The 19,583-nt window shown below is 59.8% G+C and carries 17 protein-coding genes and 1 pseudogene; 14 read left to right on the top strand and 4 right to left on the bottom strand.

The features are described 5' to 3' along the window. Positions 1–136: 136 nt before the first annotated feature. Positions 137–994 (bottom strand): annotated as a pseudogene (locus LNV09_RS03295) (YifB family Mg chelatase-like AAA ATPase); the annotation flags it as partial. A 257-nt stretch (positions 995–1,251) separates the two neighbouring features. On the opposite strand from LNV09_RS03295, the gene LNV09_RS03300 reads away from it, so the two are divergent. Genes LNV09_RS03300 through amt form a run of 3 tightly spaced genes read left to right on the top strand, consistent with a single transcriptional unit; the run spans position 1,252 to position 3,939 of the window. After that, complete coding sequence (locus LNV09_RS03300; RefSeq protein WP_263555635.1) at positions 1,252–2,004, top strand: TorF family putative porin; 753 nt, start codon at positions 1,252–1,254, stop codon at positions 2,002–2,004. A gap of 35 nt (positions 2,005–2,039) precedes the next feature. Then, positions 2,040–2,378 carry a P-II family nitrogen regulator gene (gene glnK, locus LNV09_RS03305; protein WP_263555636.1) on the top strand — a complete coding sequence of 113 codons (339 nt, stop codon included), beginning with the start codon at positions 2,040–2,042 and terminating at the stop codon, positions 2,376–2,378. A 25-nt stretch (positions 2,379–2,403) separates the two neighbouring features. After that, entirely contained in the window at positions 2,404–3,939 is a 1,536-nt protein-coding gene (amt, locus tag LNV09_RS03310) for an ammonium transporter (RefSeq protein WP_263555637.1), read from the top strand. A gap of 94 nt (positions 3,940–4,033) precedes the next feature. On the opposite strand, the gene LNV09_RS03315 is transcribed toward amt, so the two are convergent. Continuing rightward, positions 4,034–4,435, bottom strand: coding sequence for a response regulator transcription factor (locus LNV09_RS03315; protein WP_263555638.1), 402 nt, complete (start codon positions 4,433–4,435; stop codon positions 4,034–4,036). 124 nt (positions 4,436–4,559) lie between these two features. Between LNV09_RS03315 and gshA the strand changes: the two genes are divergently transcribed. Both gshA and LNV09_RS03325 read left to right on the top strand, forming a co-directional pair. Beyond that, positions 4,560–5,834 (top strand): glutamate--cysteine ligase, encoded by a 1,275-nt coding sequence (gene gshA / locus LNV09_RS03320; RefSeq protein ID WP_263555639.1) that lies wholly within the window; start codon positions 4,560–4,562, stop codon positions 5,832–5,834. A gap of 152 nt (positions 5,835–5,986) precedes the next feature. After that, complete coding sequence (locus LNV09_RS03325; RefSeq protein WP_263555789.1) at positions 5,987–7,837, top strand: potassium transporter Kup; 1,851 nt, start codon at positions 5,987–5,989, stop codon at positions 7,835–7,837. 25 nt (positions 7,838–7,862) lie between these two features. Here LNV09_RS03325 and LNV09_RS03330 read toward each other — a convergent pair whose 3' ends face one another. Further along, entirely contained in the window at positions 7,863–8,636 is a 774-nt protein-coding gene (locus LNV09_RS03330) for a class II glutamine amidotransferase (protein ID WP_263555640.1), read from the bottom strand. Between the two features lie 89 nt (positions 8,637–8,725). On the opposite strand from LNV09_RS03330, the gene LNV09_RS03335 reads away from it, so the two are divergent. The 9 genes from LNV09_RS03335 (at position 8,726) to LNV09_RS03375 (ending at position 18,507) form a co-directional block, all read left to right on the top strand. Then, the gene (locus LNV09_RS03335; RefSeq protein WP_263555641.1) at positions 8,726–9,892 is read left to right on the top strand and encodes a benzoate/H(+) symporter BenE family transporter; all 1,167 of its coding nucleotides are present in this window, start codon (positions 8,726–8,728) and stop codon (positions 9,890–9,892) included. A 14-nt stretch (positions 9,893–9,906) separates the two neighbouring features. Beyond that, entirely contained in the window at positions 9,907–10,860 is a 954-nt protein-coding gene (gene gshB / locus LNV09_RS03340; RefSeq protein ID WP_263555642.1) for a glutathione synthase, read from the top strand. Between the two features lie 350 nt (positions 10,861–11,210). Beyond that, a complete protein-coding gene (locus LNV09_RS03345; protein ID WP_263555643.1) occupies positions 11,211–11,585 on the top strand; it encodes a hypothetical protein in 375 nt (124 codons plus the stop codon). A 152-nt stretch (positions 11,586–11,737) separates the two neighbouring features. Further along, the gene (locus tag LNV09_RS03350) at positions 11,738–13,021 is read left to right on the top strand and encodes a TolB family protein (RefSeq protein ID WP_263555644.1); all 1,284 of its coding nucleotides are present in this window, start codon (positions 11,738–11,740) and stop codon (positions 13,019–13,021) included. Between the two features lie 58 nt (positions 13,022–13,079). Continuing rightward, entirely contained in the window at positions 13,080–14,825 is a 1,746-nt protein-coding gene (locus LNV09_RS03355; protein ID WP_263555645.1) for a hypothetical protein, read from the top strand. Between the two features lie 44 nt (positions 14,826–14,869). Continuing rightward, positions 14,870–15,493 (top strand): hypothetical protein, encoded by a 624-nt coding sequence (locus LNV09_RS03360; protein ID WP_263555646.1) that lies wholly within the window; start codon positions 14,870–14,872, stop codon positions 15,491–15,493. A gap of 201 nt (positions 15,494–15,694) precedes the next feature. Next, entirely contained in the window at positions 15,695–16,801 is a 1,107-nt protein-coding gene (locus LNV09_RS03365) for an S-(hydroxymethyl)glutathione dehydrogenase/class III alcohol dehydrogenase (protein WP_263555790.1), read from the top strand. A gap of 2 nt (positions 16,802–16,803) precedes the next feature. Continuing rightward, the gene (gene fghA / locus LNV09_RS03370) at positions 16,804–17,649 is read left to right on the top strand and encodes an S-formylglutathione hydrolase (protein WP_263555647.1); all 846 of its coding nucleotides are present in this window, start codon (positions 16,804–16,806) and stop codon (positions 17,647–17,649) included. Positions 17,650–18,174: 525 nt separating this feature from the next. After that, positions 18,175–18,507 carry a hypothetical protein gene (locus tag LNV09_RS03375; protein ID WP_263555648.1) on the top strand — a complete coding sequence of 111 codons (333 nt, stop codon included), beginning with the start codon at positions 18,175–18,177 and terminating at the stop codon, positions 18,505–18,507. A 76-nt stretch (positions 18,508–18,583) separates the two neighbouring features. Here LNV09_RS03375 and LNV09_RS03380 read toward each other — a convergent pair whose 3' ends face one another. Beyond that, positions 18,584–19,303, bottom strand: a complete 720-nt coding sequence (locus LNV09_RS03380; protein ID WP_263555649.1) for a choice-of-anchor J family PEP-CTERM protein — start codon at positions 19,301–19,303, stop codon at positions 18,584–18,586. Between the last annotated feature and the right edge of the window lie 280 nt (positions 19,304–19,583).

The raw sequence follows: 19,583 nt of genomic DNA on the forward strand, positions 1-19,583 counted from the left end.
TCAACAACTTATGCAGCAGTTCGCCCGTTTGTTCGGGAGAGTGTGCCCGCCACGATTAAAGAAGCCGTCTGACATTCTTAGTTAATTGCATTCTTACTGATTGAAGCTGTGATTCTTAGCTAACGATGCTAGCTCCACCGCCGCCGACCAACGCCACGCTGGAGGCACTGTGATGGGGGCTGCGCTGGCTGCGCTGGCCCCAACGCGCCGGTTCAAACTGCCCCACCAGACTCAGTACTGATGCGCTGGCCAGCGCTTCTTCATCGCTCATCGCTGGCAGCAAGCCGGCCATGCGCTGCGCCAACATCGACTTACCGGTGCCCGGCGGGCCGACCATCAAGAGGCTGTGCTCGCCGGCCGCAGCGATCTCCAGCGCGCGTTTGGCGCCGGCTTGGCCCTTGATGTCACTGAGATCGGGCTGGGCCGCAGCCTCGACGCGAGCCAAGGGCGAGGCAGTCCTCAGCGATGCATCGCTGCCAGGCTGCAGTGCCGCGACCAGGTCCAGCAGATGGCTGACACTGAGCACCCTGACACCACTCACCAAGGCCGCCTCGGCGGCGCTGGCTTCGGGCAAGATCAGGCAGCGGGTCGATTGCTCCTGGCGCAGCGCCAAACTCATGGCGAGAGCGCCGCGTACCGGCCGCAATTCACCGCCCAAGGACAACTCGCCCGCGCACTCGAAACCCTCAAGCCGGGTCGCGTCGATCTGATCGCTGGCGGCCAGCAGGCCGAGCGCAATGGGCAGATCGAAACGCCCGCCCTCCTTGGGCAATTCGGCGGGTGCGAGGTTGACGATGATGCGTCGATTGTGCGGGAAGCTCAGCCCACTGTTCTGCAGCGCCGCCCGCACCCGCTCGCGAGATTCCTTGACTTCGGTCTCGGCGAGGCCCACCAAAGTGAAGGAAGGAAGCCCGTTCGCCAGATGTACTTCGACGCTGACGGCCGCAGCACTCAAGCCGTCCAAGGCGCGGCTGTGAACGATCGCCAATGACATGGGGCTCTCCCGGACCCCGTGATGCTGGGGCCAGCCTGGCAATTGTGCACGGGAGCGGACGACAAGCGGCGACATGCACAGTGGTGGTGCGCGCACCTGCATGGGGCGTAGCGGATGTCGATCCAACTTGGTGCAATTGGCCTTCAATTGCGGGGCTGTGTGGCCTGTGTGACTTGGCACGAAAGCTGCAAAGGGGGAGTAGGTCCCGTAGAAATTTTGATCCACCCCTTTTCAATCCCAAAGCTAGGAAACCTGCCATGAAGTCGATATTTGCTGTGCTTGCTGTCACGCTGACTCTGGGCGCCACCATGGCTCAGGCCGAAGAAGCGGCAAAGACCGAAGCCGCCCCTGAAGCTGCCGGCCCTCTGTCCTTCAACGTCAGCTTGACCTCGGACTATCGTTACCGGGGCATCTCGCAGTCGCGTCTGAAGCCTGCTTTGCAAGGTGGCGCCGACTATGCGGCTGCCAATGGCTTCTACATCGGCACTTGGGCGTCAACCATCAAGTGGATCAAGGATGCACCCTACAACGGCGGCGCCAATGTCGAAATTGATGTCTACGGCGGCTACAAGACCGAAATCGCCAGTGGACTGACCTTGGATGTGGGCGCGCTGACCTATGTCTACCCAAGCAATGATCTGCCCACCAGCGCCAACACGACCGAAATCTACGGCGCCTTGAGCTACGGTCCGGTGACGGCCAAGTACTCGCACAGCGTGACCAATTTGTTCGGCACGGCCGACAGCAAGGGCAGCGGCTACTTGGATGTATCGGCCACCTTTGACGTTGGCGGCGGCTTCACCGTGGTGCCGCATGTGGGCTACCAGAAGGTCAAGAACAACAGTGCCGGCAGCTACACCGACTATTCGCTGACGCTGAACAAGGACTACGCCGGCTTCACCTTTGGTGCCGCCGTTGTGGGGACTAACACCGATGCCTATGTGGGTGGCCCTGATGCCAAGAACCTGGGCAAAGACAGCCTGGTCGTTTCGGTGAAGAAGACTTTCTGACCGGCTTGCACAAACAATCAACGGAGATAGACATCATGAAATTGATTACCGCCATCATCAAGCCTTTCAAGCTTGATGAAGTTCGCGAAGCCCTCAGCGCCATTGGCGTGCAGGGCCTGACCGTCACCGAGGTGAAGGGCTTTGGGCGCCAAAAAGGCCATACCGAGCTGTACCGCGGCGCCGAATATGTGGTGGACTTTCTGCCCAAAGTGAAGATCGAAGCTGCCGTTGATGACGCTGTGGTCGAGCAGGTGATCGAGGCCATCGAATCTGCCGCCCGCACCGGCAAGATCGGCGACGGCAAGATTTTTGTCTCGCCGCTGGACCAAGTGGTGCGAATCCGCACCGGCGAGACCGGCAACGAAGCCCTCTGACGCAAATTCCCGTGGAGAAAAAGATATGAAAAAACTTCTCGCCTGCCTCGCTCTGGCCGCTGCGGTGCTCGCACCTGCTGCCTGGGCTCAACAAGATACGGCTGCATCGGCCGCCACGGTGAGCGCTGCGGTGCCCGCCGCTTCGGCCGTAGCTATGCCTGCGGCGCCAGCGGATGCGGCATCAGCACCTGCTGAAGCCGCTTCTGCCGCAGTGGCCCCAGCCCCTGTCCCCAACAAGGGTGACACCAGCTGGATGCTGCTGTCCACGCTCTTGGTCATCATGATGACGATTCCGGGCCTGGCCTTGTTCTACGGCGGCCTGGTGCGTAGCAAGAATATGCTGTCGGTGCTGATGCAAGTGATGGTCGCCTTCTCGATGATCGTCGTGCTGTGGGTGCTGTACGGCTATAGCTTTGCATTCACCGAGGGCAATGCCTTCGTCGGCGGCACCGACCGCCTGTTCATGAAGGGCATTTGGGACAACGCGGCCGGCACCTTCGCCAATGCGGCGACCTTCAGCAAGGGCGTGGTTATTCCCGAGATTGTCTTCGCCGCATTCCAGGCTACGTTTGCCGGCATCACCGCTTGCTTGATCATTGGCGCCTTCGCCGAGCGCATCAAGTTCTCGGCGGCACTGATGTTCCTCGCCTTGTGGTTCACGTTCAGCTACCTGCCGGTCGCGCACATGGTCTGGTTCTGGATGGGCCCTGACGCTTACACGGCCGCCGGTGTGGTGGATGAGATGAATGCCAAGGCCGGCTTCCTCTGGCAAATGGGCGCGCTGGACTTCGCCGGCGGTACGGTGGTGCACATCAATGCGGCGGTGGCCGGCCTGGTCGGTGCCTACATGATCGGCAAGCGTGTCGGCTACGGCAAGGAGGCCTTCACGCCGCATAGCTTGACGCTGACCATGGTCGGTGCATCCTTGCTGTGGGTCGGCTGGTTTGGTTTCAACGCCGGTTCCGCCTTGGAAGCCAACGGCTTCGCCGCGCTGGCCTTCATCAACACGCTGGTGGCTGCGGCTGCTGCCGTATTGGCCTGGTGCCTGGGTGAAGCGCTGCTCAAGGGCAAGGCCTCGATGCTGGGCGCGGCTTCTGGTGCGGTAGCGGGCTTGGTGGCTGTGACGCCGGCAGCCGGCAACGTCGGCATCGGCGGCGCGCTGGTGATCGGTTTCATTGGCGGCTTTGCCTGCCTGTGGGGCGTGACGGGCTTGAAGAAACTGCTCGGCGCGGATGACTCTTTGGATGTGTTCGGTGTTCACGGCGTGGGCGGCATCGTCGGCGCTTTGCTGACCGGTGTCTTCAACTCACCCGCCTTGGGTGGCCCGAGCCTGGTGGGTGACTGGGTCACGGTCACGATGGTGACGCAAGAGGCGTTCTCGATCGCCGGCCAAGTTTGGATTCAGGCCAAGGCCGTTGGCTTGACCGTGATCTGGTCGGCCGTGGTCTCTTTGGTGGCTTACAAGCTGGTTGATCTGGTGATCGGCCTGCGCGTGACGGAAGAAGAGGAGCGCGAAGGTCTGGACATCAGCTCGCATGGCGAGACCGCGTATCACAAGTAAAAACTAGGAGAAGGCGGCGCGGCCTGATTGAGGTTGCGCTGCTCAAGCAAAAGGCTGCCCTCGGGCAGCCTTTTTTTGTTGCCGCGCCCACAGGCTAGCTGCGTTCAGCGGGCGCCTCCGGTTTGGGCCTGGCCTTGAGCAGGACCTCGGTCAGCTCCAACAACTTGGCCGGGCTGAAGGGCTTGGGCAAAAAGAAATTGGCGCCGGCCGCCAAGGACTTGGCTTTTGTCTGCTGCGCCGCGTCGGCGGTCAGCATCACGATCAAGGTGTGTGCGAGGGCCGGATCTTTGCGGATCTGTGCGCACACCTCGATACCGTCCAAGCCGCCCGGCATCATCACATCCAAGTAGACCAAGTCCGGATGGACGGTGCGCGCCAACTCCAGACCCAAGGCGCCATTGGGCGCTTCATAGAGCGTGTGCCCACTGTCCTCCAAGGCCCAGCGAACCAAACGACGGATGTCGGCGTGATCTTCAACGACGAGTATTTTTGACATCAGATGGCGGACCCTAGAAGCAATGACCCTAAGCATAGACTTGTTCGGCCGGCCTTGGTTTTCAGAACAACGGCCCCATATCGACTTGTCTCTAGAATCAATCAACCCAGCTCCGAGTACACCCATGGTTCCCCACCTGATTACCGCACTGACCGGCCCGATCAATGAGTTGGAACAACGCGTGCTGGAGTCCATGCCGGCGATTGAGCGTTGGTTCAGACTCGAATGGATGGAACATACGCCGCCCTTCTACAGCTCGGTGGATTTGCGCAATGCCGGCTATAAATTGGCGCCGGTCGACACCAATCTGTTTCCGGCGGGTTTCAATAACCTGACGCAAGACATGTTGCCTTTGTCGGTGCAAGCGGCGATGGCGGCGATCGAGAAAATCTGCCCCGAGGCCAAGAATCTGCTCTTGATTCCGGAAAGCGCCACCCGCAATAGTTTTTATTTGAGCAATATCGCGACGCTCAAACGCATCTTTACCCAGGCTGGCCTGAATGTTCGGCTGGGTTCGCTGGACCCCAACATCACCGAGTCGACCACGTTGAACCTAGCTGATGGCAGCACCTTGATGTTGGAGCCCTTGGTCCGCAATCGCGGCCGCCTGGGGCTGAAAGACTTCGATCCCTGCACCGTGCTGCTCAACAATGAGTTGACCCATGGTGTGCCGCGCGTGCTTGAGCATTTGCATGAGCAGTATCTGTTGCCGCCCTTGCATGCCGGTTGGACCGTGCGCCGCAAGAGTCAGCATTTCAAAGCCTATGAAGAAGTGGCCAAGAAGTTCTCCAAGCTCTTGGGCATGGACCATTGGTTGATCAATCCTCTGACGGTGGCGGTGGCGGGTGAGGATCTGCGCACGGGCGTCGGCCTGGAGGCGCTGCAGACGCAGGTCGATGCGGTCTTGAGCAAGACGCGGCGCAAGTACAAGGAATACGGCATCCAAGAGAAGCCGTTTGTGGTGATCAAACCAGACGCAGGTTCGCATGGCGCGAGCATCATCACCGTGCGCGATGCCAAAGAGCTAAGCGGCAGAATCAGCGGCTTGCAGCTCGCCGAGCAGCCGATGCAACTGTTGGTGCAAGAAGGCGTGGTTACGCACGAGCGGGTCAATGATGCAGTGGCCGAGCCGGTGGTCTACATGATGGACCGCTATGTCGTGGGGGGCTTCTACCGCGTGCATGCTGACCGGGGTGTCGATGAAAACCTCAACGCACCCGGCGCCAGCTATGTGCCTTTGGCATTTGCGCAGGCCTCTCAATTGCCACGTTTGGGTGAAAAGCCCGGCTCAAGCGGTCCGAATCGCTTTTATATGTATGGGGTGATCGCGCGCCTGGGCGCGGTGGCGGCCAGCTATGAGTTGGAAGTGACCGACCCTGAGGCTGAGGTTTACGCTTGAGACGCTTTGCCCAGACAGCTTCAGCGTCGATTTGACGCGGTGCAGCAAAGTGAGCGCAGAATAGCGCTTTTGGCTTGGCGGCGCAGAGCGCGCGGCAACACCACGTGAGTTCTTCCACTACTGCTCCTTCGGCGGGCCATTCGCCCACGGCCATGGCCGGCCTGACCCTCGGCGCGCTGGGCGTCGTCTACGGCGACATTGGCACCAGCCCACTTTATGCACTGAAGGAAGTCTTCCATGGTGGTCATGTAGCGCCGACGCCGGACAACATCCTCGGCGTGCTCTCGCTGCTGTTCTGGACCATGACCATCATCGTCTCGGTCAAGTATGTGCTGCTGATCCTGCGAGCCGACAACAACGGCGAGGGCGGCTTGATCGCAATGCTGGCCTTGGCCACCAATGCTGTCAACGATCAGCCCAAGCTGCGCCGAACCTTGATGCTGGTGGGCTTGTTTGGCACGGCGATTTTCTATGGCGACGCGGTCATCACGCCGGCCATGACGGTGCTGGGCGCCGTCGAAGGCATCGATGTCTATGCGCCACAACTGCATGACCTGATCCTGCCCTTGACGCTGATCGTGTTGGTGGGCCTGTTCGCTGTGCAGCGCCTGGGTACCGGCGGCATCGGCAAGGCCTTCGGCCCTGTCATGTTGGCTTGGTTCGGCAGCTTGGTGCTGCTGGGCCTGCCTCACATTCTCGACAACCCCCATGTGCTGGTGGCCATCAACCCGGCTTATGCGCTGGCGTTTTGTCTGGAGCATCGTTGGGTCGCCTTTGTGGCTTTGGGCGCGGTTGTGCTGGTGGTGACCGGTGGCGAGGCGCTGTATGCCGACCTGGGTCACTTCGGCAAAAAGCCTATCCGCATGGCCTGGTTCAATATCGTCATGCCGGCGCTGGTGATCAACTATTTTGGCCAAGGTGCCATGCTCCTGGATCACCCGGAAGGCATTCAGAATCCCTTCTTCATGCTGGCGCCGGCCTGGGCGGAAATCCCGCTGTTTTTACTGGCCACGGCGGCTGCCGTGGTGGCCTCGCAGGCCTTGATCACGGCCGCTTTTTCGGTCACCAAGCAGGCGGTGCAAATGGGCATCTTGCCGCGCATGCGCATCTTGCACACCTCCGAGCGCGATACCGGCCAGATCTATGTGCCCTTCGTGAACTGGGGTCTGTTTGTCTTCATCATCCTGGCGGTGGTCTTGTTCGGTTCCAGCAGCAAGCTGGCCGGCGCTTACGGTATTGCGGTCACAATCGACATGACCATCACGACGGTGATGACCTTCTTCGTCATTCGCTATGGCTGGAAATACCCGCTGGCCTTGTGCTTGGCCGCGACCGGCTTCTTCTTCGTCATCGACCTGACCTTCCTGGCCTCGAACATGCTCAAGCTGGTCGCGGGAGGCTGGTTCCCGCTGATGATTGGCATCGGCATGTTCACCTTGATGCTGACCTGGAAGCAGGGCCGGCGTCTGCTCAGCAGCAAGCTGCGTGAGGATGCGATCGATCTGAAGAGTTTTCTCGACGCGGTGTTCCTGAGTCCGCCGGTGCGGGTCGAGGGCACGGCCGTGTTCTTGTCGGCCGAGGCCGGCGTGACGCCCAATGCGCTGCTGCACAATTTGAAGCACAACAAGGTGCTGCATGAGCAGAACCTGTTTGTGACGGTCAAGCACCATGAAGTGCCTTGGGTCGGCTTTGATAAGCGCGTGCAAGTGGAGGCCTTGGGCAATCAATGCTGGGCGGTGAGCCTGCATTTCGGCTTCAAGAACGAGCCCGATGTGCCCGACGCGCTGCGCCTGCTGGAGCAAAACGGCGTCGTCTTGGAAGACATGGAGACCAGCTACTTCCTGTCGCGCGACATCGTCATTCCCACCATTGGCAATGGCGGCATGGCGATGTGGCGCGAAAAGCTCTTCGCCAGCATGCACCGCAACGCGGCTGCGGCGGCCGACTTCTTGCATCTGCCGACCAACCGGATCGTGGAGTTGGGCTCCAAGGTCGAAATCTAGGCGCCGCCTGGGGCGGTCAGTTCAGCTACATCAGCGCCTCGCTGCTGCTGAGCCCATGGGCGGCCAAGTGGACGACGCTGCCCGGCGGTATCAAACTCCAGCCGTCTTGCTCGTCGGCCAGCGGCTCCGAGGCCACCACCAAGCCGCTGCGGTCGTCATGGCGTAAATACAGCGTCGGCGCGCGCTGGTCGCTGGAGAAGCGAAACGCGTGCACCTGCTGGCCATCGGCCAAGGCGCCGGCAAAGCGCAGCGGTTCATGAATGTTCAAGACATGCATCATCGCCAGCGTCTCGTTGAGGATTTGGCTGACCGCCTGCGTGACGGTTTGACCGGCCTCAATGCGCGCGATGATCAGCAAGAACAGGAGTTCGGAGTCGGTGGCGCCACGCCGCTCGGCATAGAGATGATCCGGCAGACGCGCCTCCATCGCGCGGCGAATTTGTCCGTAACCGCCAATCTGACCGTTGTGCATGAACAGATAGGGGCCATAGCGAAACGGGTGGCAGTTCTGCCTTGCGATGCCGGTGCCGGTGGCGGCGCGCACATGGGCGAAGAACAGATGCGAGCGCACATTGCTGCACAGCGCCAGCAGGTTCTCGTCTGACCAGGCCGGCATCACCTCGCGGTAAATCCCGGGTGAGGTCAGCTCGCCATACCAGCCCACGCCGAAACCATCGCCATTGGTGACGGCCTTGGCCTGATCGGCCCGCAAGGATTGGCGCACCAGCGAATGTTGCGGTTTGCACACCAGCTCATCCAAGAAAATCGAAGGCCCCAGATAGGCGAGAAATCTACACATCGGCGCAAGTTCCTTTCAATCTCTAGCGCTCAAACCCAGCGGTGCGGCTCTCGCCTGCGCCACATCGTCCGTGCAGCTATGCTGTGCGCATGCAGCGCTGCCTCAATGATCTCTCAGTCTCAAGCATGGTGGCCGGTTTTGTGGCGGTCTTGGTCGGTTTCACCAGTTCGGTGGCAATTATTTTTCAGGCCGCACAAGCGCTGGGCGCCACAGCGGCTCAAACCAGCAGCTGGATCTGGGCTTTGGGCCTGGGCATGGGGGTCACGAGTCTGGGCTTGTCGTACTGGACCCGACAGCCGATTTTGACCGCGTGGTCAACCCCGGGCGCTGCCTTGATCGCCGCCACTGCGGGCGTTTCCATGCCCGAGGCCATCGGCGCATTTTTGCTGAGCTCCGGTCTGATCTTGTTGTTTGGGCTGACCGGTTGGTTCGAGCGCTTGATGGACCGCATCCCTCTGGCCGTGGCCGCCGCCTTGCTGGCCGGTGTACTGGCACGCTTCGGCCTTGACGCGGTGCTGGCGGTCAAGTCGGCGCCGACCTTGGTCTTGCTGATGGCCGGCGCCTACCTCTTGGGCAAGCGCTGCTGGCCGCGCTATGCGGTGCCGGGCGTATTGCTCGCCGGCATGGCGCTTGCCTTTGGGCAGGGGCGGGTTCAGATGGCAGCCGTTGACTGGGCTTGGGCGCAGCCGGTCTGGACCGCTCCGAGTTTCAGCCTCGCTGCCTTGATGGGTGTGGCCATCCCCTTGTTCTTGGTCACCATGGCCTCGCAGAATTTGCCCGGCGTGGCGGTGCAGCGCGCAGCCGGCTACCGCACACCTGTTTCTGCCACCTTGGCCGTGACCGGCTTCACCGGCCTGTTGCTGGCCCCTTTTGGCGGCTTTGCCTTCAACCTCGCGGCCATCACGGCGGCGATCTGCAACGGCCCCGAGGCGCACGCTGACCCCGCGCGGCGCTACACCGCAGCCATGTCGGCCGGTCTTGTGTACATTGCCGTGGGTCTGGCCGGCGGCGCGGTCGTCGGGCTGCTGGTCGCCTTTCCGCGCGAGTTGGTGGCGGCGGTGGCGGGCTTGGCTTTGATCTCCACCATCGCCGGCGGCTTGGCCACCGCCTTGAAGGAAGAAAAACACCGCGACGCGGCCTGCCTGACTTTTTTGGTGACCTTGTCCGGCCTCCAGGTAGCCGGCATCGGTTCGGCCTTTTGGGGCGCCGCTGCGGGTGGCCTGGCCTTGTCCGTGCATCAATTGCGTTCGAAATAAGAGGAATGATTGTTATGAAACTGCTCTTCGTTGCCGACCCCTTGGCTTCCTTCAAAACCTATAAGGACAGCACTTTTGCCATGATGCGCGAGGCGGCCAAGCGCGGGTATCAGCTCTGGACCTGCGAGGTGCAGGACTTGATCTGGCGCTCGGGCGGGCGCGTGATGGCACAGCAGGCCCGCGCGATCACCTTGACCGGAGATGCGCACAACTGGTTCACCGAAACCGAGCGTGCGGATCTGGTCGTGGCCGAGGTCGATGCGGTCTTGATGCGCAAAGACCCGCCCTTTGACAGCGAGTTTTTCTACGCCACCCATCTGCTGGAACAGGCTGAACGGGAAGGCGCGCGCGTCTTCAACAAGCCGCAGGCGCTGCGCGACCATCCCGAGAAGCTGGCCCTGATGCAGTTTCCGCAATACTGCCCGCCGACCTTGGTGACGCGCAGCGAGGCGGCGATCCGCGCTTTCCACGCCGAGCATGGCGACATCATCCTCAAGCCGCTGGACGGCATGGGCGGCACCGGCATCTTCCGTGTCGGGGCCGATGGCATGAACCTTGGCGCCATCATCGAGACCCTCAACAAGGGCGGCGCCGAGACCGTCATGGTGCAGCGTTACTTACCCGCCATCAAAGACGGCGACAAGCGCGTGCTGGTGATCGGCGGCGTGCCGGTGCCCTTTTGCCTTGCGCGCATTCCGCAGGGCGGCGAGGTGCGTGGCAACTTGGCGGCCGGCGGCAAGGGCGTGGCCCGGCCCATCAGTGAGCGCGACCGCGAGATCGCCGAAAGCGTTGGCCCCATGCTGGCCGCGCGCGGCCTCTTGCTGGTCGGCCTGGATGTGATCGGTGACAGCCTCACCGAGGTCAACGTCACCAGCCCGACCTGCTTCCAGGAAATCACCGACCAGACCGGCTTTGATGTGGCGAAGATGTTTGTCGGCGCCTTGGAGAAAGCGCTGCAACATGCATGACTGTGTGCTGATCTGCCTCGCGCAAAAGGACTAGGTCGGGGACACCCTGTCTCGCTTTGGGGTTTGGGCTTTGGGCTTTGCGCGTTGAGGGGTCGCAGCGTGGAGTCGATGGATGACTGGGTACCAAAATATTCGCACGACGATTTGAGCTAGCTGGTGTCGGCCCATAGCCGATGTAGATCCAGACAAACCCTAATTTGGTATTAGGGGGGTGATCAGCTATCCCCCCCTAAACAAGGGGGGATTAAATCGGATTTGATTGACGTGTCAGCTTGTGTGAGCTTGGCCAAAGTGGAAAGATCAGTGCAAGCACAAAGGTCTTGTGTGACACACCGCTCAGGAGTCCAGCCATGACAAGTTCCGCGAAGAAGTCCCTAGCCAAGCATGCATTCAAGTCGTTTGCAATCGGTTTGACTTTGTTTCCTTTGTTGGCTGCAGCGCAAGCTCAGAAAGCTGCGGCACCGACACCAAGTCTGGCTGGACCGTCCTTGGTCGAATCCTCCAGAGGTGCTTTGTTCACTGGTAACGGCTACAAGCCGAATAGTGCTGTGTCGGTTTCTCTGCGCAGTCCCTCGGGTGTTGAATCGCATGTGTCGACCGTGGTGGCGGCTGATGGTTCGATCAGCTATCGGGTTGATTCACCGCTACCTGGTACTTATGGCCTGAAGGTTCTCGACTCGGGTGGCAAGGCGCTGTCGAGCACCGAATTTCATGTCGTGCGGTAAATACAGGGCTGAGTTGCAATAGGCCCAAAGGGCACACAGCGGGTCCCAAATTGAAAGCTTGGTAGCTGCGTAATTAGCCTGCATGTGCTTGGGTTCATTGCCATCTTTACTCATGCATTTGGTCTCTTGCTTTCGGCTGGATTGAAACTCAAATGAGACTTTTCAGCCCAGTTTGCGGTTTGTTGAACCCGTTGTTGCGCTCGCCAAGCAGCCCATACGGGATTGCCTTTGTTCAACAAGCGCATCGGTCAACAACTGAAAGCTGGCTTAAAAAATGGAGCGAATTCATGTCATTGAAGTCTAAATTGAGCGCCGCCGTTGCTGTCACCTCCTCGCGCTCGACCCTTTGCAGTGGTTTCGAGCCCAATCGACCGGGTGCAGGGGTTTTGCTCGTCATTGGGGGACTGGCTCGGCGCCTGCTGTGGTGCCTTTTGCCATTGGCGGCGGCAGCGACGGCGCAGGCGTCTGACATCGTGTTCACGTCAAACCGCGAAGGCGGCATCTTTCAGTTGTACCGAATGGCCGAAGACGGCAGTAGCGTCAAACGCGCAACCGCTGAGGCGATGGAGGCCCAGCAATTTGACCTGTCACCTGACCGCAAAAAGGCTGTGTTCGTCTCTGTGCGTGCAGGGCAACCGGATTTGTATATTGCCGATCTGCGCACCGGGCAAGTGACCCAGTTGACAAACGATGCGGCAATGGAGGCCACACCGATCTGGTCCCCAGACGGCAAGAGCGTCGCCTACCAGTCGTATCTCAGTAGACGCCCAGCGCTCTACATCATCAATGTAGATGGCACAGGACATCGCAAGCTTACTGATGAGAAGGGCGAGGAGTCGATGCCGGCGTTCTCTCCAGACGGACGCAAGCTTGCGTATGTCGTCACGATGGGTCGGCGTCAGGCGCAAATTCGCACGGTCGATCTGGAGAGCGGCAAATCCACAGTCATTGGCGCGGAGCCGTCGGTAGGCCTTGAGAGTGGGCCGCGCTGGTCCCCGGATGGCAGTCACTTGGTTTACGTCATGCTGAAAGACGATGTGACCCATATCTACACGATGCGGGCTGATGGGTCCGAGCGCCGTGCGCTCACCACCGGCGAGGATAAAAACAACGAACCAAACTGGTCGGTTGATGGCCGACAAATAGTTTTCTTGTCCATACGCAAACCATCGAATCGACAGGCTATTTACGCAATGAGCGAGGACGGCTCTCGGCAGCGTGAGTTGGTGGGTGGCCCCGAAGAGCATATGTTGGCTCGATGGACACCGGATCACAGAAGCTTGTACTTCATGCGATTCCACCGTGGGGCCGGGCAGATTTTTGTTGCATCTGCCGATGGTTCTGACATCCGCAAAGTGTCGAGCGGCTCGGGCTATGACGCCGAATTCGCCTTTGTGAGTGACGCAAACAAGGCGCCAACATTTGCGGCGCGTTGATCCCGGCGGTACGCCGTTGGTCTTTATATTGGCTCACTTACTCTAAGGAATAGGCATCATGAAGAACGAACGCCAAACCCAGTCGAGATCCGGTAGGAAAGAGAAGTTGATTGTGATGGCTTGTGTTGCCTTGTGCTCCGGCACAGCATTGGCCGCAAGCAAGACCTATACATTGGATGCCGATTTTTCATTGGGCATTCTGGAAAACCTGAACTACACGGCGGTCAGCAATCAACTCCAGGTCAATCTGGTTGGCGCTGGATCAAAATACATTTTTGTCGCCAACCACAATGAAGACACGGTGTCTAAGTTCGACACCGAGCTGAACAAGGAAGTTGCGCGCTACCGCACCTTTGCCGGCACCGGCAATGGCGGCGGCAACCCCTCGCGGATCGCCATCGACGTGGATGGCAACGCCTATGTCCTGAACCGCGAACCCGGCCACAATAATCCGCCTCAGCTGCTGAAGATACTGGTCGACACAGCCGTTGACCGCAATAGCAATGGCATCATCGAGACATCAACCGATCTGAATAACGACGGCATTATTTCGGGCGCCGAAATTTTGCCCTTCACGGCCAATAACGATGCCGGCGATGCGGTTTTCGCCGATGAACGCATCGCATGGGCCAAGCGCTTGCCCGCAGGCACGAGCTTTGGACGTTCGCTCTGTATTGCGCCTGACGGCAAGATCTGGGCCGGTGTTTGGAATCAGGCGCGGTATTACCGGATTGATCCCAGCAACGGCAATGTGATTCCGCTTGCGAATGGCAGTCCTTTTGTGCAGATGACAGCTTGGAATCCCTACGGTTGCACCGTAGACAAGAACGGCATTCTTTGGAGCGCAACACTTTCGCAGCGATTGGGTAGGGTAGACACCGCAACCGGAGCCGTCAGTCATTTCGATGGGCCTGGCAGTACCTACGGTATTTCTCAGGGTGGTGGAAAGGTGTTTCAGGCCAACACGAGTGGAAGCACGTTTCACGTATTCGACCCCTCCACCAATACATTTGCTAGCCCTGCGGCCTTGAGCTTCGGCAGCTACGGCATCGCCGTGGATGGCGCCGGCAATGTCTTGTCCAGTAACCCGAATGGTGGTGTTGCCAAGCATTCTCCGACCGGGACCTTGCTGTGGCAGCGCGGAGCGCAAGCGGGTACATCTTTCCCATTCGGGGTCATGATCGATGGCAACAATGACGTCTGGGTGATGAACCTGAATACCAACAATATGTCCAAGTACAAGGGTACCGACGGCACGCCATTGGGCTTGTTTCCGACCGGAGCTTATCCCTATGTATACACCGATGGTTCCGGTTTGACGACCAAGAACACCACCAACAACAAACAGGGGACTTGGACGGTCGTTTACGACAGTGCCGCTGCTGGCACACAGTGGGGCAAGGTCAACTGGAGCGACTTTGTGCCCGGCGGTGCGAGTGTGGAGGTGTCTACGCGTGCGGCCGATACGCAAGCCGCGCTTGATCTGCAGGCCTACATGCCTGTGACGAAAAACACCAGCTTCGCTGCTGCGGGCCGTTTTATTCAGGTGCGCACTCGTATGGTCAATAACACCAACAATGAGTCGCCGATTCTGTTTGATCTGACCATCAACAGCAAAGTTCTGGTCTGCGATGTCGACGGTGACGGCGACATCGATACGGCCGACCTCGGTTTGATCCGAGCCGGCGTCGGGCTAGTGCCGGTCGCAAATGACCCGCGCGATGCAAACGGCGACGGCAAGATCACCATCAACGATGTGCGTGCCTGCACCCTCAAATGCACCAAGGCCGCTTGTGCGCCTTGAGTGAAGCTGACTTTCGAGCGCTCAACTTTTACTTAGGATTCAAGATGAAGAAATTTATTGCAAATTCCCTTGTCGCCGTCAGCGCGGTGTTGGGTGCGGGTTCGGCCATTGCCTCGCCCATAGTTGTCAGCTTCGCAAGCTCGGCTCTCAATCAACATATCAATGTTGGTGAGACGGTCACCATTGATGTCAACATCAGCGGCCTTGGAGCCGAAGTGCTGTCTGGCTACGATCTGAATTTTCTCTACAACGGATCTATCTTGAACTGGCTTTCAACGGACGAAAGCTCGGTACTTTCTCAGTTGGGCGCGTCGCCATTCGTTTTGAATGATCCATTCGCCGCAGGCAATCTGGGCATGTTCGCTTCTGCAACGGTCGGCGATGCAACGCTTTTAAACGATCAGGCCGATGACTTCTTGCTCTTCCGTTTCAAGTTGACCGGCAGTGCCGATGGGGTAACGTCATTCGGCCTGGGTGGAAATTTGGACAATGAGCGCAACTTTACGGGACTGCAATTTGGTACGCTGAACGTCGATGTTGGCGGCCTTTGCGTTGCGGTTGGTACTGGCCAATGCGAAGTGCCTGAACCTAGGTCCTACGCACTTGTTGGCTTGGCCATGTTTGCTGCATTTGCCCCCACTGCAATGCGCCGCCGCAAGGCCAAGTAGATTTGCAGGTTTGATGTGAAAAAGGCCGCGCCCTACAGCGCGGCCTTTTTGCTGTGCAAGCGCAGGATATTTTTAAGTGGGGAGGGCGGCAAATTCTCGCTCAGCTTCTGTGCATCGCCGGACCGATGCCTTGGCCTGTTTGGGCTGGCTATTCCGGATATGCTGCGCAACGAAATCACCGTCAAGAAAAGGACATCCATGATCAAGACTCGTGCCGCCGTTGCCTGGAAAGCTGGCGCCCCATTGACGATTGAAGAGGTGCAACTCGACGGCCCGCGAGCCGGCGAGGTCTTGGTCGAGGTCAAGGCGACCGGCATCTGTCACACCGACTATTACACGCTGTCCGGCGCCGACCCGGAAGGCATCTTCCCGGCCATTCTCGGGCACGAGGGTGCCGGCATCGTGCTCGAAGTCGGCGAGGGCGTCACTTGGCTCAAGCCCGGTGACCATGTGATCCCGCTCTACACGCCGGAATGCCGGCAGTGCAAGTTTTGCCTCTCGCGCAAGACCAATCTTTGCCAGGCGATCCGCTCGACGCAAGGGCGCGGCTTGATGCCTGACGCGACCTCGCGCTTCTCCATCGACGGTCAGCCGATCTTTCATTACATGGGAACCTCGACCTTCTCGAACCACATCGTTGTGCCCGGCATTGCGCTGGCCAAGATCCGCGAGGATGCGCCTTTTGACAAGGTTTGCTATATCGGCTGTGGCGTTACCACCGGGGTCGGCGCGGTGCTGTTCACGGCCAAGGTCGAGGCCGGCGCCAATGTGGTGGTGTTTGGCCTCGGCGGTATCGGCCTGAACGTGATCCAGGGCGCAAAAATGGTGGGCGCTGACAAGATCATCGGCGTCGATCTGAACCCGGCTCGCGAGGCAATGGCGCGCAAATTCGGCATGACGCACTTCATCAACCCGAAGAACGTCGCCAACGTGGTGGACGAGATCGTGCAGTTGACCGATGGCGGCGCCGACTACAGCTTCGAGTGCATCGGCAATACCAAGGTCATGCGTGACGCATTGGAATGCACGCACAAGGGCTGGGGCCGCTCCATCATCATCGGCGTGGCCGAGGCGGGGGCCGAGATCAGCACCCGGCCGTTCCAACTGGTGACCGGGCGCAAATGGGAGGGCTCGGCCTTCGGCGGCGCGCGTGGCCGCACCGATGTGCCGCGCATCGTCGATTGGTATATGGACGGCAAGCTCAATATCGACGACCTGATCACCCACAAGCTGCCGCTTGAGCGCATCAATGAAGGCTTCGAGTTGATGAAGCGCGGAGAGTCGATCCGCGCGGTGGTGGAGTTCTGAGCATGTTGGACGGGCTTGAGTTGCTGTCGGAACATGGCTGCTTTGGCGGCCGGCAGCGTTTTTACCGCCATGCTTCGGCCCAGATTTGTTCGCCCATGCGCTTTGGCTTGTTTGTGCCGCCTCAGCCGCGCGCCTTGCTGGTCTACCTTGCTGGCCTGACTTGCAACGAGGAAACCTTTGCGATCAAGGCCGGTGCGCAGCGGCTGGCTGCCGAGTTGGGCCTGGCCTTGTTGACACCCGACACCAGCCCGCGCGGCCTTGGTGTGGCGGGTGAGGCGGACAGCTGGGACTTTGGCGTCGGTGCTGGCTTTTACCTCGACGCCAGCGAGCAACCCTGGGCCAGTCATTGGCGCATGGAAAGCTATCTGTTGCATGAACTGCTGCCCGGTGTGCAACAGGAACTTGGGTTGACAGCGCAAAGCACCGGCCTGTTCGGGCACTCCATGGGCGGCCACGGCGCCTTGACGCTGGCGCTGCGCCATCCCGGTGCGTTCCGCTCGGTGTCGGCCTTTGCGCCTGTCTGTGCGCCGCTGCAATGCCCCTGGGGGCAAAAAGCCTTCGCCGGCTATCTGGGTGCGAATCATGCGGCCCATGCCGCTCATGATGCCAGTGCCCTTATGCTGACCCAGACCCGCCCACCATTCGAGGCCGCCATTTTGATTGACCAAGGGCTGGACGACCCCTTTTTGGCGACCCAGCTGCTGCCCGAGGCCTTCGAGGCGGCTTGCCTGGTCGCCGGGCAAAACCTGACCCTGCGGCGGCACGCAGGTTTCGATCATGGCTATTACTTCATCACCAGCTTTGTGAACGATCATCTTCGCCACCACGCGGCGCAATTGCTTGCCTGAGCTGGCGCTCGACTTCGGCGCTGGCCAGGAATTTGGTCATGCATTCATCGCGCAGCGCGGGGTAGCTGAACGCTTGACCGTTTCCGTGATGCAGCTGCATTAGCAGAATTAGCTGGTCATCGACTGCCAGTTTCCCGCCTTTCACGGCGCCCTCAGCGGTGCACTCTTGGGCAAGTACATCTCGCCCAAGCCTTCCACACTCAAGAGTCACGTGTCACTCTTGGCTTGCCTGGACGCAGCGTGGTGGTGCTGCTGAAGAGCCTGCGCAGAATCACGTCCAGGGTCAAGCGGGTATTCATGCGCACCCGGCAAGCTCTCGCGGAAGCCGAAGAAGCCGCAGGGCGGGCCCGGTGGAAGGGCGATGTGAGTCGAGTGTTCCTTGCTTGCAATTGCTAACAATTGCGCCGTCAACAGGCTGAACCTAACACCCGTTGTGCATGGGCCAGGCGACTGAGAGCAGCAAAGTACAAAGAAGTCGTGAGCTGCTTCAGCGCTGGATGGCAAGACCTTGATTGGAGTTCTGAGATGACCAAGTTTTCTGTGGCTGCTACGACTGTCGTTGGTGCTGTGATTGCTGTTTTCGCCGCTCAAGCGAGCATGGCTCAGGACAAGGCTGCTGTGGCCACACATGCCGCTGCTCCTGCTGCTGTGAGTGCGGCAACTCCTGCTGCGACGCCAGCGACAGCGGCGGCTGTGACGGGTGCTGCAACTGCGAACAAAGCCACACATGCCAAGCCAGAAGTCAATAAATCTGTAGTCAAGGCAGAAGCCGCTGCCAGCGCGCCGGTGACGCCGGCGCAGCCTGCCGCAACCGCTGTTGCCGCCGTGGCCAAGCCCACAGGAGCGCCGAAGAAGTAATCGTTTAGGCAGACGGGCCTGCAATCAAAAAAAGGGGTGATGCCAGGCATCACCCCTTTTGCCGTTCAAGCGAGCGTCAAGCTTGCTTTTGCTTGCGGCGCAAGGCCAAGGCGCCCAGGCCCAGGGCCATCAGCGCGTAGCTTGTTGGCTCGGGCACGGCGGCGGTGATGTTCAACGTATCGATGCCCATATAGTCCGAGTTATCGCCAGCAGGGCCACCGTTGTCAACGAAGTAACGGAAGGCCAGTGCGCCATTGGTGGTGCCGGCCAGGCCGCTCAGTGTGACGCTGTATTTGGTCCACTCTTCAGGGTAGGTGCTGAGATCCAGATCAGGGTTGACGCTGACCAGCAAGGTGGTGAAGCTGCCCACATCGGAGGCAGAGCTGCCGACGTTGGTGCCGCCGGCAGCGCTGAAGCGCAGCTCCAGGCGGTCAGGGTAGATCGAATCGGTGATAGTGCGAGTGTAGAAGCTGATCTGGTCGCCGTTGTGAAAGCTCATTGTTGGCAGGATCAGCCAATTGCTGATGGTGCCTGCGCCGGCGGTGCTGTTGTAGTTGGCGGCCGCATAGGAATTGGCGGCACCGGCTTGGGCGGCAAAAGTAGTGGGCGTTGGATTGCCTTGAAACCAAGTCGTCGAGCCAACCGGATCGCTATTGTTCTGAATGGTCCAGGCTCCGGGGATGCCGGCGTCAAAGCCCTGGCTGTAGTCGGCATGAGCGCTACCGGCAAAGGCCAGCGCCAAAGCCGAAACGATTGCTGGCACGCTGGCCTTGGCAAACAAAGAAGTTGAAGTCATTTTTGCATTCCTTCTGAAGCAGATCCGCAAGGATCAAGTTTGGCTTGCGCCGGTTAAGTGAAGCGGGCCGGGCTGATCGGCCGGATCGGGCATTTTGTTGTGCACCCCATCTTGCTCACCGCATAGCTGGTTTGTACCGGCGGTGGCTATGTGACGAATCCGTGAAACCCCGCACACCCCCCTCATATGCGGGCCCCGGATATTCCCGGGGGTCATGTCTTGCGGAGCTTGCCAAAGCCCGGGGTTAAACCCGCATTTCCGCGACTTCTCGCCAGTCAAC

The organism is Paucibacter sp. B2R-40, from assembly GCF_025717555.1.
GTDB lineage: Bacteria > Pseudomonadota > Gammaproteobacteria > Burkholderiales > Burkholderiaceae_C > Paucibacter_A.